The sequence below is a fragment of the Enterobacter cloacae complex sp. HYC042_NIDB genome (genome assembly GCF_056673315.1).
Map to the genome: position 1 here is coordinate 2431996 of NZ_CP109650.1, position 12824 is coordinate 2444819.

The window sequence follows — 12824 nt, forward strand, 5'->3', positions numbered from 1 at the left end:
GAGAGGGTCGGGCTGATGCCTTCACCCATTCACAATCGCCAGCGTAAACCCATCCCATCCCTTAACCCCCACCGTTTGCAGCGCGGTGGCGGTTAAGCGCGGGTTATCCCCCGTCATCTCGATAAAACGCCGCACGCCCAGCACGCGCGCGTCGTCGCTTTGCCCGTTAATGACCTCGCCGTCGCGGACCACGTTATCGCCGATAATCACCGTGCCGGGACGGGAATAGTGCAGCGCCCACTCCAGATAGCCGGGATTGTTTGGCTTATCGGCATCAATAAAGATCAGGTCGAACGGCGGAACGTCACCGAAATTCTCCAGCGAGTTCAGCGCCGGGCCTTCTATTAATTCAATACGATCGTTCAGCCCCGCGAGGCGAATATTCTGGCGGGCAACATCGGCATGCGTTGGGTCCGCCTCGAGCGTAATCAGCTTTCCGTCCGGCGGCAGGGCGCGCGCCATCCAGATAGAGCTATAGGCACCCAGCGTACCGATCTCAAGAATGCGTCTTGCCTGCGTCATGCGCACGAACAGCGCCAGCAGCTGTCCCTGATTGGCCGCAACATCGTGTTCGGGTAGCCCGGCGCGTTTATTGTTCTCAAGAACCTTCTGTAGAACCTCATCCTCAGGGATAAGCGAAGAAATCATGTAATTATCTACTGCAGACCATTGTTGTTGCATAGATTGACTCCTTTAGAGGGATTGCCGGGTGGCGGCTACGCCTTACCCGGCCTACGGGTGCGAAATGCAGGTCCGGTAAGCAAAGCGCCACCGGGCAGGTTTTCAGGCACTGACCCATCCTCCGCCCAGTGCTTTATACAAATCAATCTGCGCCAGCAGCGGGTTATTTTTGACCTGCACCACGCTGGTCTGGACCGAGTACAGCGTGCGCTGCGCGTCCAGCACGTCAAGATAGGATGAATAACCGTTGCGATAGCGGTTCTGCGCAATGCGCAGCGTCTCCCGGGCCACATCCTGCTGGGCAAGCAGCTCCGTCAGCTGTTCCTGATAGCGCGTAATGGCATCAAGGCTGTTGTTCACTTCGGCAAACGCGTTACGCACGGTTTTTTCATACGCATACAGCGCCTGGTTACGCTGGGACTGGGAAATATCCACCTGCGCGTTCAGCGCCTGGCGGTTCAGCAGCGGGGCGAGAATGCTGCCGCCTGCGCTCCAGAGCTGGAGCGGGTTGTCCAGCAGGCCGGAAAGGGTGCGATCCTGGATCGATCCGGTTGCGGTCAGGTTGATCGACGGCAGCAGGCTGGCGCGTGACGCGGCAAGCGAGGCGTCAGCCGCGACCAGCTGTCGCTCAGCCTGCACGATATCCGGCCGACGATTCAGGAGCGTGGAGGGCAGCTGTGACGGCAGCGTGAGCGGCGTCAGCGCCGCAAAGCTTTCGCTACGCGCTACCGCACCGGGATTGCTTCCCAGCAGCAGGCTCAGGGCATTCTCCTGCTGCGCAATCTGATGCCGCAGCACGGGCACCTGCGCTCGCGTTGAGCGAAGCTCGGAATCAGACTGCATCAGCTCCAGGCGCGAACTGTAGCCCGTCTCAAGCTGGCGTTTGGCAAGATTAAACGCCTCTTCGCGCGATTTCAGCGTGGATTCGGTCACGCGCAGCTGTTCATCAAGCGAGAGCAGGGTGACGTACCCGGAGGCAACGGACGAGGCGACGGTGAGATCCGCAGCCGCGGCGGCGGCTTTTTGCGCCTCCAGCGAGGCTTCGGCGGCATTGGCCGTGCTGCGGTTGACGCCCCAGATATCAACGTCATAGCTCGCCGTCAGGCTGCCTCTGTACAGCGTGCTGTAAACCGGAAGCCCAGTGGCGGCGGATTGCGAACGGGCGCGCGTTCCCGTTACGCCCGCGTCGAGCGAAGGAAACAGGCTGCCGTCGGCGGCAAAGACCCGTGCCTGATATTCGTTTATCCGCTCGCGGGCAATCAGCACATCGCTGTTATTTTTAAGCGCCCGATCCACGTAGCGGTTCAGGTCGTTGTCATGGAAGTTGCGCCACCAGAGTTGCTCCGCCGGGCTGGCCGGGCCGGAGGCGGCTCTCCACTGCGCAGGGATGTGCAGCGTCGGCTGCGCCGGCTTGACGTCAACGGACTGGCATCCGGCCAGCATGAGCGCCCCCACCAGAGCGGCTATCGGGCGAAGGATCATGGCTTCGCCTCCCGCGTATCGATCGTCACCTGGACCGACATACCCGGACGCAGCAGCGCAGACTCTTCAGGCTTACCGAGCACCTCAATGCGCACCGGAATACGCTGGGCGATTTTGACAAAGTTGCCGGTGGCGTTGTCCGGCGTGATGGCGCTGAATTCAACCCCGGTCGCCGGCGAGATGCTCTCTACGCGGCCCTGATACGCTTTGTTGTTTAAGGCATCGACGGTAAACTTCACCGGCTGACCGACGCGCAGCTCTGCCAGCTGGGTCTCTTTGATGTTGGCAATCACCCAGTGCTGCGGCGGTACCAGCGTAGTGAGGTGCGTTCCGGCGGTCACGTACGCGCCGAGACGCACGGCAATCTGGCCGAGCTGGCCGTCGCGCGGGGCGATAATGCGGGTGTTTTGCAGGTCAATCTGCGCCAGCTCCAGCGCCGCTTTGGCGTTTTCAACATCTGCCTCCAGCGCGCCGCGGTTCACAATCACCGTCTGCAGATCCTGACGCGACATCTCAAGCGTGGCTTTCGCCTGGTCGATATCTGCGCTGCCCTGAGCCGCACTGGCCAGCGCGGCATCGCGCTCCCGAATGGAAAGCGAACCATCCGCCGTCAGATCCTTCACGCGCTTTAAATCCGCCTGGGTTTTCAGGCTCTGGGCGCGGGCATTTTTCAGCGCGGCTTCATTTTTGGCAATGGTCGCTTCGGCGCTTTTCCGCTGCTGCAGGTTGTTATTCAGCGCGGCAATTTTCATCGCCAGCTGCGCCTCGGCCTGATGGACGCGCTGGCGGTAGATGCGGTCATCGATCTGCAGCAGCAGATCGCCTTTTTTGACCTGCACAAAGTCCTGAACCTTCACCTCGGTGATATAGCCGTTAACCTGGGGGCTAATGAACGTCGTCTGGCCGCGCACGTAGGCGTTGTCGGTAAACTGCGCGTGGCGGGTAAACGGCGGCAGCTGCCAGGCGTAAAGAATGACCAGCACGCCGACAATACCGATGGCAGCGGCGGTGAAAACGGAAACAATGCGCACATTTTTGCGGGTGTTGGCCTGCTCTTTGGCGGCATCCTGCTGACTCATAAACTCTCCAGAAATATTACAATTATTTGTTGCCGGTGGCGTTCTTCAGCGCCATACGGGCAGTAATGCGCAGGCGCAGCAAGCGCCATAAAATCCAGACCAGCGTGGCGGCAGCGATGCTTGCCGTCAGCAGATAAGTATCGTTGTAGGCCAGAATATTTGCCTCAAGGGTGGTCACCGTCTGTAGCTGGGTAATGGCCTGCGTTCCCAGCAGCGTACTGTCGCCAATCAGGCTTTTATACATCTGGGTATAAAGCTGAATCCGCTCGTTGACCAGCGGGTTAAGCGTGGTGAGCTGATCCGCCAGCAGGCTGGAGTGGTATTTCTCGCGCCAGGTCTGGAAGGTGCCGAGAATCGCCGATCCCAGCAGGCCGCCGAGGTTCTGGCTCATGCCAAACATGACCGAAAAGCTGACCAGGTTACGCGGGTCGGCAATTACCCCGCCAATGGCGGCCAGCATGGCGGGCGCCAGGAAGAAGGCGCTGCCGAAGCCCAGCAGGAACTGGCTGACCATCAGCTGATCCGGGCGGGTCAGGTTATTGGACTGGCTGTCCAGCAGCGAGGCAAGAATCATCAGCGCCAGAGAGGTGATAATCGGCCACGCCAGCTTTGTGGGCTTGATGGTGAGGCAGCTGGTGACGATCCCGCAGACGATCCCGGCGAAAATGGACCACGCCAGGTGGGTCATCTGCTCATTCTGTAACCCCACGTACTGCAGCCAGCCGATGACGCCGGTATTTTGCTCCGCCAGCACGATGCGGATCAGCAGCATGATCAGCCCCAGGCGAACGATGCTGCCGCTCGACAGCCAGCGGGTGTTCAGCAGCGGGTTGGCGCGGTTATGTTCAAACACGATGGCGGAAACAATCAGCACCAGCGATAGCGCCAGCGACCAGCCGATCCACGGCGCTTCAAACCACCAGTCAAGACGGCCTAAAGAGAGCACGGCGCAGAGCAGGGCCATTCCGGGAGCCAGTAAAAAGAAGGTGACAAAGTCTTTCTTCTCGAAGACCTTGCGTCGGTCACCCGGCGGCAGTTTTAAGGCGATTACGCAGGCCAGGGAGATCAGCGCCAGCCCCAGCTCAAAGAAATAGAGCCCGCGCCACTCGTCCAGCTGGAGAAGCTCAGTGGAAAACAGACGCGCCAGCGGAATAGCGAGCGACGATCCGGTGATCCCGATGGTAAGCGCCTTCAGGCGATGCTTCGCAGGCCAGGCCTGGATTTGGTAGTAAATCCCCAGCGAGCTGAGCGCGGCGGCCACCATCCCGTGCGCGGCGCGTACCATCAGCGCGGAGCTGAGGTCGTTAACGAACAGGTGGAAAAAGGTGACCAGCACGTAGAGCACCAGAAAACCTTCCGTAAAGGCGCGCAGGCCGTACTGTTGACGAAATTTGACCAGCAGCAGGTTAATGGAGATGTTGGTCATCACATAGACTGCGGGCAGCCAGGCGATTTCGGTCGACCAGGCCCCGAAGGTTCCCTGCAGGTTTTGCAGGTTGGCGGTAACCACCGCATTGCCCAGTGCCCCCGTCAGGCAAACCAGCAGCCCAACGACGCCATAGGCGACGCGTTTTGGCGTACTGTGCTCGGGAGTGGAAGGCGAACCCAGCAGGGCGGGTTTCTCATGGGGCTGCCACTCGCGAGGAGCATAAGGGTCGCGTTCGGGCAGGCGCATAACGTCATTACCTTAGAAATGATTGAATAATTAGCGGGCTAGCGATTCTACGTCTGCCGCAAATGATAATTCAAGTGAATATGATTTGCGCATGTTAATCAAATGTACGAAAGAAATTTAAGGAAAAAGAGCGGCCCGATGTCGCCGTTGTGTTGAGAACCTGAAGTCGCTACCCTGCAGGGATAGCGAGAAGGAGTTCATCATGGAACAGACCCATTTTCCCATCCTGCCGGATGCCACACTGGCGGCCATTAATACTGTCGGTGAATGGCTGGCGCAGGATGACCTGAGCGACAGCCGCCTGTACCCGGACGTCGATGCGGTAATTCTGGCAGGGAACGCGGTGATCCCGACCATTGATGCAGCCTGCCGTATTGCCGCGCAGCGAGAAATCCCGCTCCTGATTAGCGGAGGTATTGGTCATTCAACCGCGTTTTTATATTCAGCTATCGGAAATCATCCGCGTTATCACACCTTACAAGTCGAAGGGCGGGCCGAAGCGAGCATTCTTGCCGACGTTGCGCGGGCGTTCTGGCAGATCCCCGAGGCGCGCGTGTGGGTTGAAGATCGCTCCACCAACTGCGGAGAAAACGCGCGCTTTAGCTGGAACATGCTAAAAGAGCGTCAGCGGACAAGCGGGCGCGTGCTGGTGGTGCAGGACCCAACGATGCAGCGCCGCACGATGGCGACGTTTGCCCGCGTGTGCCGCGATGAACCCGCATCACCGCAGTGGATCAGCCATCCCGGGTTTACGCCAGTGCTGCAAAACGGCACAGAGGGCGTGGAGTTTAGTGGGGGCAATGCCGGGCTGTGGCCCGTTGACCGGTATCTTTCGCTGGTTATGGGGGAACTGCCGCGCCTGTATGATGACGTTAACGGCTATGGCCCGGCCGGGCGGGATTTTATCGCCCACGTTGAATTCCCTGAAACCGTCACCGCCGCTTGGAGACAGCTTCAACAGGACCCAGTCCTGAAGGTGGCGCGTAAAATCATCTGAGCACGGAACAATCCCCTCGCCCCATTGGGGAGAGGGTTAGGGTGAGGGAAAAATCACAGCGCCGCAAACTTATCCAGCGTCCGCACCAGCTGCGTCACAAACCCATACTCGTTGTCATACCAGGCAACGGCTTTCACCAGCTGCAGATCTCCCGCTTCTGACACCTCCGTCTGCGTGGCGTCAAACACCGAACCATAGTGCGAGCCAATCACATCTGACGACACAATCTCGTCATCGGTATACCCGAACGATTTATTCCCCTGGGTCGCCTTTTTCAACGCGGCGTTGATCTCCTCGACCGTCACCTTTTTACCCAGAATCGCTACCAGCTCGGTTACCGATCCGGTTTTCACCGGCACGCGCTGGGCGTGACCCTTTAGTTTGCCGCTGAGCGCGGGGATCACCAGGCCGATGGCTTTCGCCGCACCGGTGGTATGCGGAATAATATTTTCTGCCGCCGCCCGCGAGGCGCGCAGATCTTTCCCGCGCGGGCCATCCACCAGCGCCTGGGTGCCGGTATAGGCATGAATGGTGGTCATGGTGCCCACTTTAATTTCAAACGCGTCGTTCAGGGCTTTTGCCAGCGGGGCGAGGCAGTTGGTGGTGCAGGACGCGACGGAAATAATAGTATCACTGGCGTCAATGGTATCGTCATTCACGCTATAGACGATGGTCTTCATCTCACCCGCGGGCGCCGAAATCAGCACTTTCTTCGCACCGGCGTCCAGGTGCGCCCGCGATTTTTCTTCTGAGGTATAAAAGCCGGTGCACTCCACGACGATATCCACGCCCGCGGCTTTCCACGGAATGTGCTTTGCCTCTTTTTCGGCGTACACCGCGATGGTTTTACCGTCGACAATCAGCGCATCCTCGGTGAAGTCCACGCTCCAGGGGAAGCCACCGTAGTTGGAATCATGCCTGAGCAGGTAGGCCAGGACTTTCGGGGAGGTGAGGTCGTTAATGGCGACGACGGTATTACTGTCCTGGGTTTCAAGAAGGCGGCGCAGCACAAGGCGTCCAATGCGTCCAAATCCGTTAATGCCAATTTTACTCATGGTGTTCTCCTGTGAACGTGTCGATACGACAGTTTGAACTCATCCAGGCTTAGACCATCACGGGCAGGGCAGCAATTGAAGATGCTTCATGCGAGGGGAAGTATTTGAAAAACCATACAGAAAAGTTAATGAATTTTTAAGGAAAGGAGATTATGTTGGCGCGGTGACTGTTTTTTTTCAGGAAATCCCATGCGCACTAAATATACAAGCCTGCAAATCACGATTCACTGGCTGGTGTTTTTGTTAATCGTTGTCGCCTACTGCGCGATGGAATTCAGGGGCTTTTTCCCGCGTTCCGACCGACCGCTTATTAACATGATCCACGTCTCCTGCGGCATCTCGGTTCTGGTGCTGATGGTGGCGAGATTGCTGATCCGCCTGAAGTTTCCCGCACCGCCCATCCAGCCTAAACCCAAAGCGATGATAACCGGCATGTCCCACCTTGGGCATCTGATCGTCTATCTGCTGTTTATTGCGCTTCCGCTGATTGGCATTGTAATGATGTATAACCGTGGAAACGACTGGTTCGCCTTTGGTCTGGCGATGCCTCACGCGGCGGAGGGGAATTTTGACCTGGTGGATGTGCTGAAGGAGTGGCACGTTACGCTGGCAAACCTGGGCTATTTCGTGATTGGTCTGCACGCCTTTGCGGCGCTGATGCACCACTATTTCTGGAAAGATAATACTCTTTTGCGCATGATGCCGAATAAGCGTCAGTAATCTTTAACTCGTGCCGGGCGGCGCAGCGCCACCCGGCTTGTTTTTTAACCCAGAAGAGCACACTCTTCATCAGTTAACGCCAGCGTCTGCGTTGACCCCGTCTCTGACGATTTCACCGCCGCTTCCAGAACAGCCATGACCGCTAACGCCTCGACAGGGTGAACGGGATTGGCGATCTTCCCGAGCATCGCATCCCGCACGTTGATGTAGTACTGCCGCTGATCGCCCTTTGGCGTGGCAATCGTTTGGGGTTCACCATCAGCTCCGAAGAACACCATGCTGTCGTCGTCTTCGCCCCAGGCGTCGCTGCCGGGGATTACGCCAGCCAGCAGCTGCGCTTCCTGCTGATCGATTCTGGCTTTCACCACGCTGCCTTTGTTCCCGTGAACGGTAAAGCGCGCCGTACCGCCAGCCACCAGCATGCTGGCGTGCAGAACCACCTTATGATCCGGGTAATTGAGGACCACATGCGCCCAGTCGTTAACCTCTGCGCCGTCGCGCAGCGTGGCGATATTTCCCTGAACAGACTCTGGCAGGCCAAACAGCTGAAGCGTCTGGTCGATCAGGTGAGGGCCCAGGTCAAACCACAGACCGCTGCCGGGGACGTTCTGCTCGCGCCAGCGCACGCGCACTTCCGGGCGGAAGCGGTCAATATGCGACTCCAGATGTTTAACCTTGCCAACCGTGCCTTGCTCAATAATCTGCTTAATGCCGAGGAAATCGCTGTCCCAGCGGCGGTTGTGGAAAACGGAGAGCAGAAGCTGCTTTTCATCCGCCAGGGCAATCAGGTCCCGGGCTTCCTGCATATCCAGAGTGAAAGGCTTATCCACGACCACGTGTTTTCCCGAGTTCAGGGCCAGCGTCGCCAGCGGCGCGTGGGTGGCGTTAGGGGAGGCAATGACCACCAGGTCAACATCAGGATGTTGAATGGCTTCTTCGGGCGTGGCTACCACCAGCACATCCGGAAGATCGCGCTTCACTTTCTCTTCATCACGGGAAGAGACCACCGCCAGCTTGAGCCCGTCCACGGACTGGATCAGCGGGGCATGGAAGGTTTTACCGACAAAACCATACCCGATCAGCGCAATGTTGATTGTTTGAACTTTACTCATGACCTTCTCCACGTTATTGCGCGCACACCGTGACCCGTAATGCGCCAGGGTCCCCAAGCTCAGGCCAGGGACGATCTAAAAAGAGTTGATGAATATCGGTGAGCCCGGAGACCAGATACGGCTCGCAGCGGTTAACTTTCAGGTGATCGGCAACAATCCAGTGCGCATGGCTTGCGGCGAGCATCGCGCGTTTCACCTCGGCATCCGCTTCTTTACCGGCACTCAGACCGAGTTCGGCATGAAGTGCGCACGCACCGAGAATGGCGATATCGGCCCGATAGCGTGACAGCAGGGACAACGTGGCGCTGCCGGCAAACAGGCGCTGCTTCGGGTCCCATTTTCCACCGAGCAGAATAAGCTCAATGTCTTCCCGGTCGCTAAAATGCTGGGCGATATCCAGCGAGGTAGTGATCACGGTGTGAGGTCCCTGCAGAAAAGTAGCGACGGCCATCACCGTACTGCCGGCATCCAGAAACAGGGTGGAACCCGGCGGAACCGCCTGCGCAACCTGTTTCCCCAGACGCTGCTTGGTTTCCGGCAGCAGGGTATTGCGGCCCTGACGATTCATGGCCGAAAGATTCAGAGCAATAGCCCCGCCGTGATTCTTCTGGGCAAGCCCCTGATTTTCCAGATCGGTCAAATCCCGACGAACGGTATCCGCCGAAACCTGCAGCTTTTCTGCCAGCTCGGTGATGCTGGCCTGACCTTGTTCACTGAGAATATCAAGGACATAGCGTTGACGTGCGGTTTTGTGCATGGGCAGCAATCCTGCAAAATGTCGCAATAAATCGCATAATACAGCATTTTGACGCAGAAGGAAGGGGCATCATAAACCAGGTTGATGTTTGATTATTGGAATTATATTAAGCGGATATCATTAAGCCGTTCTGAATGTTAACCAGAGTGTTAATGTTATGTTTTAATCAACGATTTGGGTTATGTAACCAACACATTGTCATTAATTGGTGGAATGTGCTGATATGAAATTAAAATAAAGCATTTAATGTCTGATTTATGTTTTTTATTGGAATTATTTTTCAACAAATCGATGGCTCTTACTTAAGTTGACACTTCTTTGAAAATCTTTGTGTCTGACCCGCTCAGAAATTAACGCAAAAATGTGCGCAGAGGAGATTAAGAATTTTCCTTAAATTACAGTGTGTTTTGATGTTTCATCTGAAAGGCTACTTTCGGAGTTTTGTCCAGAAACCCCATGTTTTTTCTTATATGTAACACCGTATTAACATTGCGGGTGTAGTGGCCTATACCACATTTTGTTATGCTGCAAATCAACTTATGAAATAAGTAATTTCTTAAATTTAATAAGACAAAGGCGGATCTCATCTCCATCGGAAATGGGTATGGGGAGCTTTACCTGAAATTTAGCGAGGAAGTTAAATAAGATATTTGTCTAATTATCTGTACCTCTTTTTGGGTAATTGCTTGAGTATCACTCAGAGTCAGGGAGATAAAATGACGATATTACGCAAGCCTGTTTCACGCCAATTTATAGCTACGCTGGCGTTAATTTCATTAGCCCTAAATACGGCTTATGCCAATAGTGGCGCGGTAGGTATTGCCCCGATGGCAACGACGACCTTAAAGGAAAGTATTCTTTTCGCTATCGATCGCGATCCGTCAATTAGCCAGCAGGCCGCGCAGTTAGGTATTGGTCAGGCGCAAATAGACGAGGCGCGCAGCGGCTGGATGCCGCAAATAGCGTTGAACGGGAGTACGGGGCATAGCCAGACCACCGATTCCAGCGGTTCGCTGAAGAACTCTGCGGCCTGGGGGGTGAGCCTGACCCAGCTGATATACGATTTTGGCAAGACCAACAACAGCATCAGCCAGTCTTCCGCACAGCGCGATAGCTACCGCTACCAGCTGATGACCACGCTTTCTGACGTGGCGGAAAAAACGGCGCTCGGCTACGTGGAGGTCAAACGTTATTCCGACCTGCTACAGGCGGCAAAAGAGAATGTTCAGGCATTGAAAAACGTGGAGCAGCTGGCAAAACTGCGCGCCGATGCGGGCGTGAGTTCCACCTCCGATGAACTCCAGACCCGCACGCGTATTGCCGGCATGCAGGCGACGGTGGCGCAGTATAACGCCGCGTTGAACAGCGCCCGCGCAAGGCTCGCGGTATTAACCGGAATGCAGGCAGATCATTATTCGCCGGTACCCGCAAACCTCGCCGTTGAGCCGGATTCGCTCAACCGCATTGATTATTCGTTAATACCGGCGGTAATGGCCGCGCAGAATATGGAACGTTCGGCCCAGTATGGCGTTGAAACGGCGAAGTCCCAGCACTGGCCAACCCTGAGCCTGAAGGGGGGACGCACGCGTTACGAATCGGACAACCGCTCATACTGGGACGACCAGATCCAGCTCAATATTGACGCACCGCTTTATCAGGGCGGCGCGGTATCTGCACGCGTGCGTCAGGCTGAGGGTGCACGGGCGATGGCGTCCTCTCAGGTCGATCAGGCGCGTTTCGACGTGCTGCAAAAGGCCTCCGTCGCGCAAGCTGACTGGACCGGCGCACGCGGAAGAATGGAGGCCGGGAAGCGGCAGCTGGAAAATGCGCTGCGGGCCCGCGAGGTTTATAAAAATGAATACACCCTGAGCAAGCGGAGCATTAATGATTTGCTCAGCGTTGAGCAGGATGTCTGGCAGGCCACTTCGGCGAAAATAATCGCCGAGTATGATGGCTGGAGTTCGGCAATTAATTATGCTTCCGCGGTTGATAATTTAATGCCGCTTATTGGAATAGAGAAAAACGCTGCCGCAAAATTACCCGATTTGAGTTAACAAAAGCCACGCATAGCTGCACGAAATAAGTCTGAAAATAATGGGTGTTTTTTCCCAGGGATAGCTACATCCGTCTGGTGGATATATCCACAGGGATCCGTACACCTGCAAGGAGAGGAATATGAGTAACGTAAAGGTTGTTGATGTCATCATTCGCAAAACGGCGGAGAAAACGAAATTAACCGGCGAAGGAAATCTGTCGGTCTCTATTTCATCGCCGAGCGTGATTGAAATTCAGGGCTCTGCTCAGGACGTGGTGCGTTATGTCCGCCAGGGTAAAGACCTTCTCATTTATATGAAGGACGGCAGCGTTATTCGCTGCAATAACTATTTTGTTGAAGATCCTGAAACCCAACATCAGTCAGAGCTGGTGTTCAACGACGGGCAGGAACTGACTCATCTCTCTTTTGCCGATGCCGGGGAAGCATCAGGCGTTGCCGCTACTGAATTAACCGCGCAGGCCACACCCATTAGCAGCATTGAACCCTTCCTGGAGCAGGGAAACGTCCTGAGCGATGCCCCGTGGGGCTGGATTGCAGGGGCGGCGTTAGGCGGCGGTGCTATCGGCGCACTGCTGGCCCACGGCGGTGACGGCGAAACCAAAACGAAAGTCATTGATAACACCAAAGAAGTGGAAAGCGCCACGCCGACCTTCCTGCTGTCGGACAAGGTGGGCGACAAGCAGGGAGTGCTGAGCGCAAACGCCCTCACGGACGATAACGCGCCGACCTTCAGCGGTACCGGTCAGCCGGGCGCGACCATCCAGATTAAAGACGGCAGCGGCAGCACCATCGCCAGCGCGATGGTCGGTAAAGACGGCACCTGGACGGTAAAACTCCCGACCCAGGCCGACGGAGAGCACACCTGGTCGGTGGTGCAGATCGACGGCAGTAAAACCACGTCAGCGGGCAACATCACCGTGACCGTTTCTACGTCCGAGGCCACGCTTACGCTGGCGACAACGGCGGGTGACAACGTGATTAACGCCAGCGAACAGTCCGCAGGCTTTACGCTGTCCGGCAGCAGCCAGCATCTGGCGCAGGGAACCGACGTTTCCGTAACGCTGAACGGCAAAGCCTACACCGCTCAGGTGGGAGCAGACGGCGCGTGGAGCGTTAACGTGCCTGCGGCAGACGCGCAGACGCTCAGCGACGGTACCTGGACCGTCAGCGTCAGCGGCAAAGACGCGGCGGGTAACACCGTGAGCGGAAG

The 12824-nt window shown here is 56.6% G+C and carries 10 protein-coding genes and 1 pseudogene; 4 read left to right on the plus strand and 7 right to left on the minus strand.

Annotation, left to right across the window (positions count from 1 at the left end):
- Nucleotides 1-21 precede the first annotated feature (21 nt).
- The 4 genes from OKF39_RS11730 to OKF39_RS11745 all read right to left on the minus strand — a co-directional run bounded on the left by OKF39_RS11730 (nt 22) and on the right by OKF39_RS11745 (nt 4917).
- Nucleotides 22-681 carry an O-methyltransferase gene (locus tag OKF39_RS11730; protein WP_047368505.1) on the minus strand — a complete coding sequence of 220 codons (660 nt, stop codon included), beginning with the start codon at nt 679-681 and terminating at the stop codon, nt 22-24.
- A gap of 102 nt (nt 682-783) precedes the next feature.
- Nucleotides 784-2163 carry an efflux transporter outer membrane subunit gene (locus OKF39_RS11735; RefSeq protein ID WP_479982934.1) on the minus strand — a complete coding sequence of 460 codons (1380 nt, stop codon included), beginning with the start codon at nt 2161-2163 and terminating at the stop codon, nt 784-786.
- Nucleotides 2160-3242, minus strand: a complete 1083-nt coding sequence (locus tag OKF39_RS11740) for an HlyD family secretion protein (RefSeq protein ID WP_047368507.1) — start codon at nt 3240-3242, stop codon at nt 2160-2162. The genes OKF39_RS11735 and OKF39_RS11740 overlap by 4 nt, the downstream gene beginning before the upstream one ends.
- 22 nt (nt 3243-3264) lie before the next feature.
- Nucleotides 3265-4917: an MFS transporter gene (locus tag OKF39_RS11745; protein WP_479982935.1), complete on the minus strand. Its 1653-nt coding sequence runs from the start codon at nt 4915-4917 to the stop codon at nt 3265-3267.
- Between the two features lie 202 nt (nt 4918-5119).
- On the opposite strand from OKF39_RS11745, the gene OKF39_RS11750 reads away from it, so the two are divergent.
- A complete protein-coding gene (locus OKF39_RS11750) occupies nt 5120-5914 on the plus strand; it encodes a YdcF family protein (protein ID WP_479982936.1) in 795 nt (264 codons plus the stop codon).
- 53 nt (nt 5915-5967) lie between these two features.
- On the opposite strand, the gene gap is transcribed toward OKF39_RS11750, so the two are convergent.
- A complete protein-coding gene (gap, locus tag OKF39_RS11755; RefSeq protein ID WP_028013079.1) occupies nt 5968-6969 on the minus strand; it encodes a type I glyceraldehyde-3-phosphate dehydrogenase in 1002 nt (333 codons plus the stop codon).
- Between the two features lie 189 nt (nt 6970-7158).
- On the opposite strand from gap, the gene cybB reads away from it, so the two are divergent.
- Nucleotides 7159-7689, plus strand: coding sequence for a cytochrome b561 (gene cybB, locus OKF39_RS11760; RefSeq protein WP_032644876.1), 531 nt, complete (start codon nt 7159-7161; stop codon nt 7687-7689).
- Nucleotides 7690-7733: 44 nt separating this feature from the next.
- Here the strand turns inward: cybB and OKF39_RS11765 are convergent, their stop codons facing one another.
- Both OKF39_RS11765 and OKF39_RS11770 read right to left on the minus strand, forming a co-directional pair.
- Entirely contained in the window at nt 7734-8801 is a 1068-nt protein-coding gene (locus OKF39_RS11765; RefSeq protein ID WP_248205384.1) for an oxidoreductase, read from the minus strand.
- Between the two features lie 13 nt (nt 8802-8814).
- Nucleotides 8815-9558: a DeoR/GlpR family DNA-binding transcription regulator gene (locus OKF39_RS11770; protein ID WP_028013082.1), complete on the minus strand. Its 744-nt coding sequence runs from the start codon at nt 9556-9558 to the stop codon at nt 8815-8817.
- A 716-nt stretch (nt 9559-10274) separates the two neighbouring features.
- On the opposite strand from OKF39_RS11770, the gene OKF39_RS11775 reads away from it, so the two are divergent.
- Both OKF39_RS11775 and OKF39_RS11780 read left to right on the plus strand, forming a co-directional pair.
- Entirely contained in the window at nt 10275-11612 is a 1338-nt protein-coding gene (locus OKF39_RS11775; RefSeq protein WP_048999260.1) for a TolC family outer membrane protein, read from the plus strand.
- 121 nt (nt 11613-11733) lie between these two features.
- Nucleotides 11734-12786 (plus strand): annotated as a pseudogene (locus OKF39_RS11780) (BapA/Bap/LapF family prefix-like domain-containing protein); the annotation flags it as partial.
- Between the last annotated feature and the right edge of the window lie 38 nt (nt 12787-12824).

Excerpts from the sequence above, each read along its gene's own strand:
- gap (WP_028013079.1), bottom strand. The coding sequence starts at position 6,969 with ATGAGTAAAATTGGCATTAACGGATTTGGACGCATTGGACGCCTTGTG.
- OKF39_RS11730 (WP_047368505.1), bottom strand. The coding sequence starts at position 681 with ATGCAACAACAATGGTCTGCAGTAGATAATTACATGATTTCTTCGCTT.
- OKF39_RS11775 (WP_048999260.1), top strand. The coding sequence starts at position 10,275 with ATGACGATATTACGCAAGCCTGTTTCACGCCAATTTATAGCTACGCTG.
- cybB (WP_032644876.1), top strand. The coding sequence starts at position 7,159 with ATGCGCACTAAATATACAAGCCTGCAAATCACGATTCACTGGCTGGTG.
- OKF39_RS11750 (WP_479982936.1), top strand. The coding sequence starts at position 5,120 with ATGGAACAGACCCATTTTCCCATCCTGCCGGATGCCACACTGGCGGCC.
- OKF39_RS11735 (WP_479982934.1), bottom strand. The coding sequence starts at position 2,163 with ATGATCCTTCGCCCGATAGCCGCTCTGGTGGGGGCGCTCATGCTGGCC.
- OKF39_RS11740 (WP_047368507.1), bottom strand. The coding sequence starts at position 3,242 with ATGAGTCAGCAGGATGCCGCCAAAGAGCAGGCCAACACCCGCAAAAAT.
- OKF39_RS11770 (WP_028013082.1), bottom strand. The coding sequence starts at position 9,558 with ATGCACAAAACCGCACGTCAACGCTATGTCCTTGATATTCTCAGTGAA.
- OKF39_RS11765 (WP_248205384.1), bottom strand. The coding sequence starts at position 8,801 with ATGAGTAAAGTTCAAACAATCAACATTGCGCTGATCGGGTATGGTTTT.
- OKF39_RS11745 (WP_479982935.1), bottom strand. The coding sequence starts at position 4,917 with ATGCGCCTGCCCGAACGCGACCCTTATGCTCCTCGCGAGTGGCAGCCC.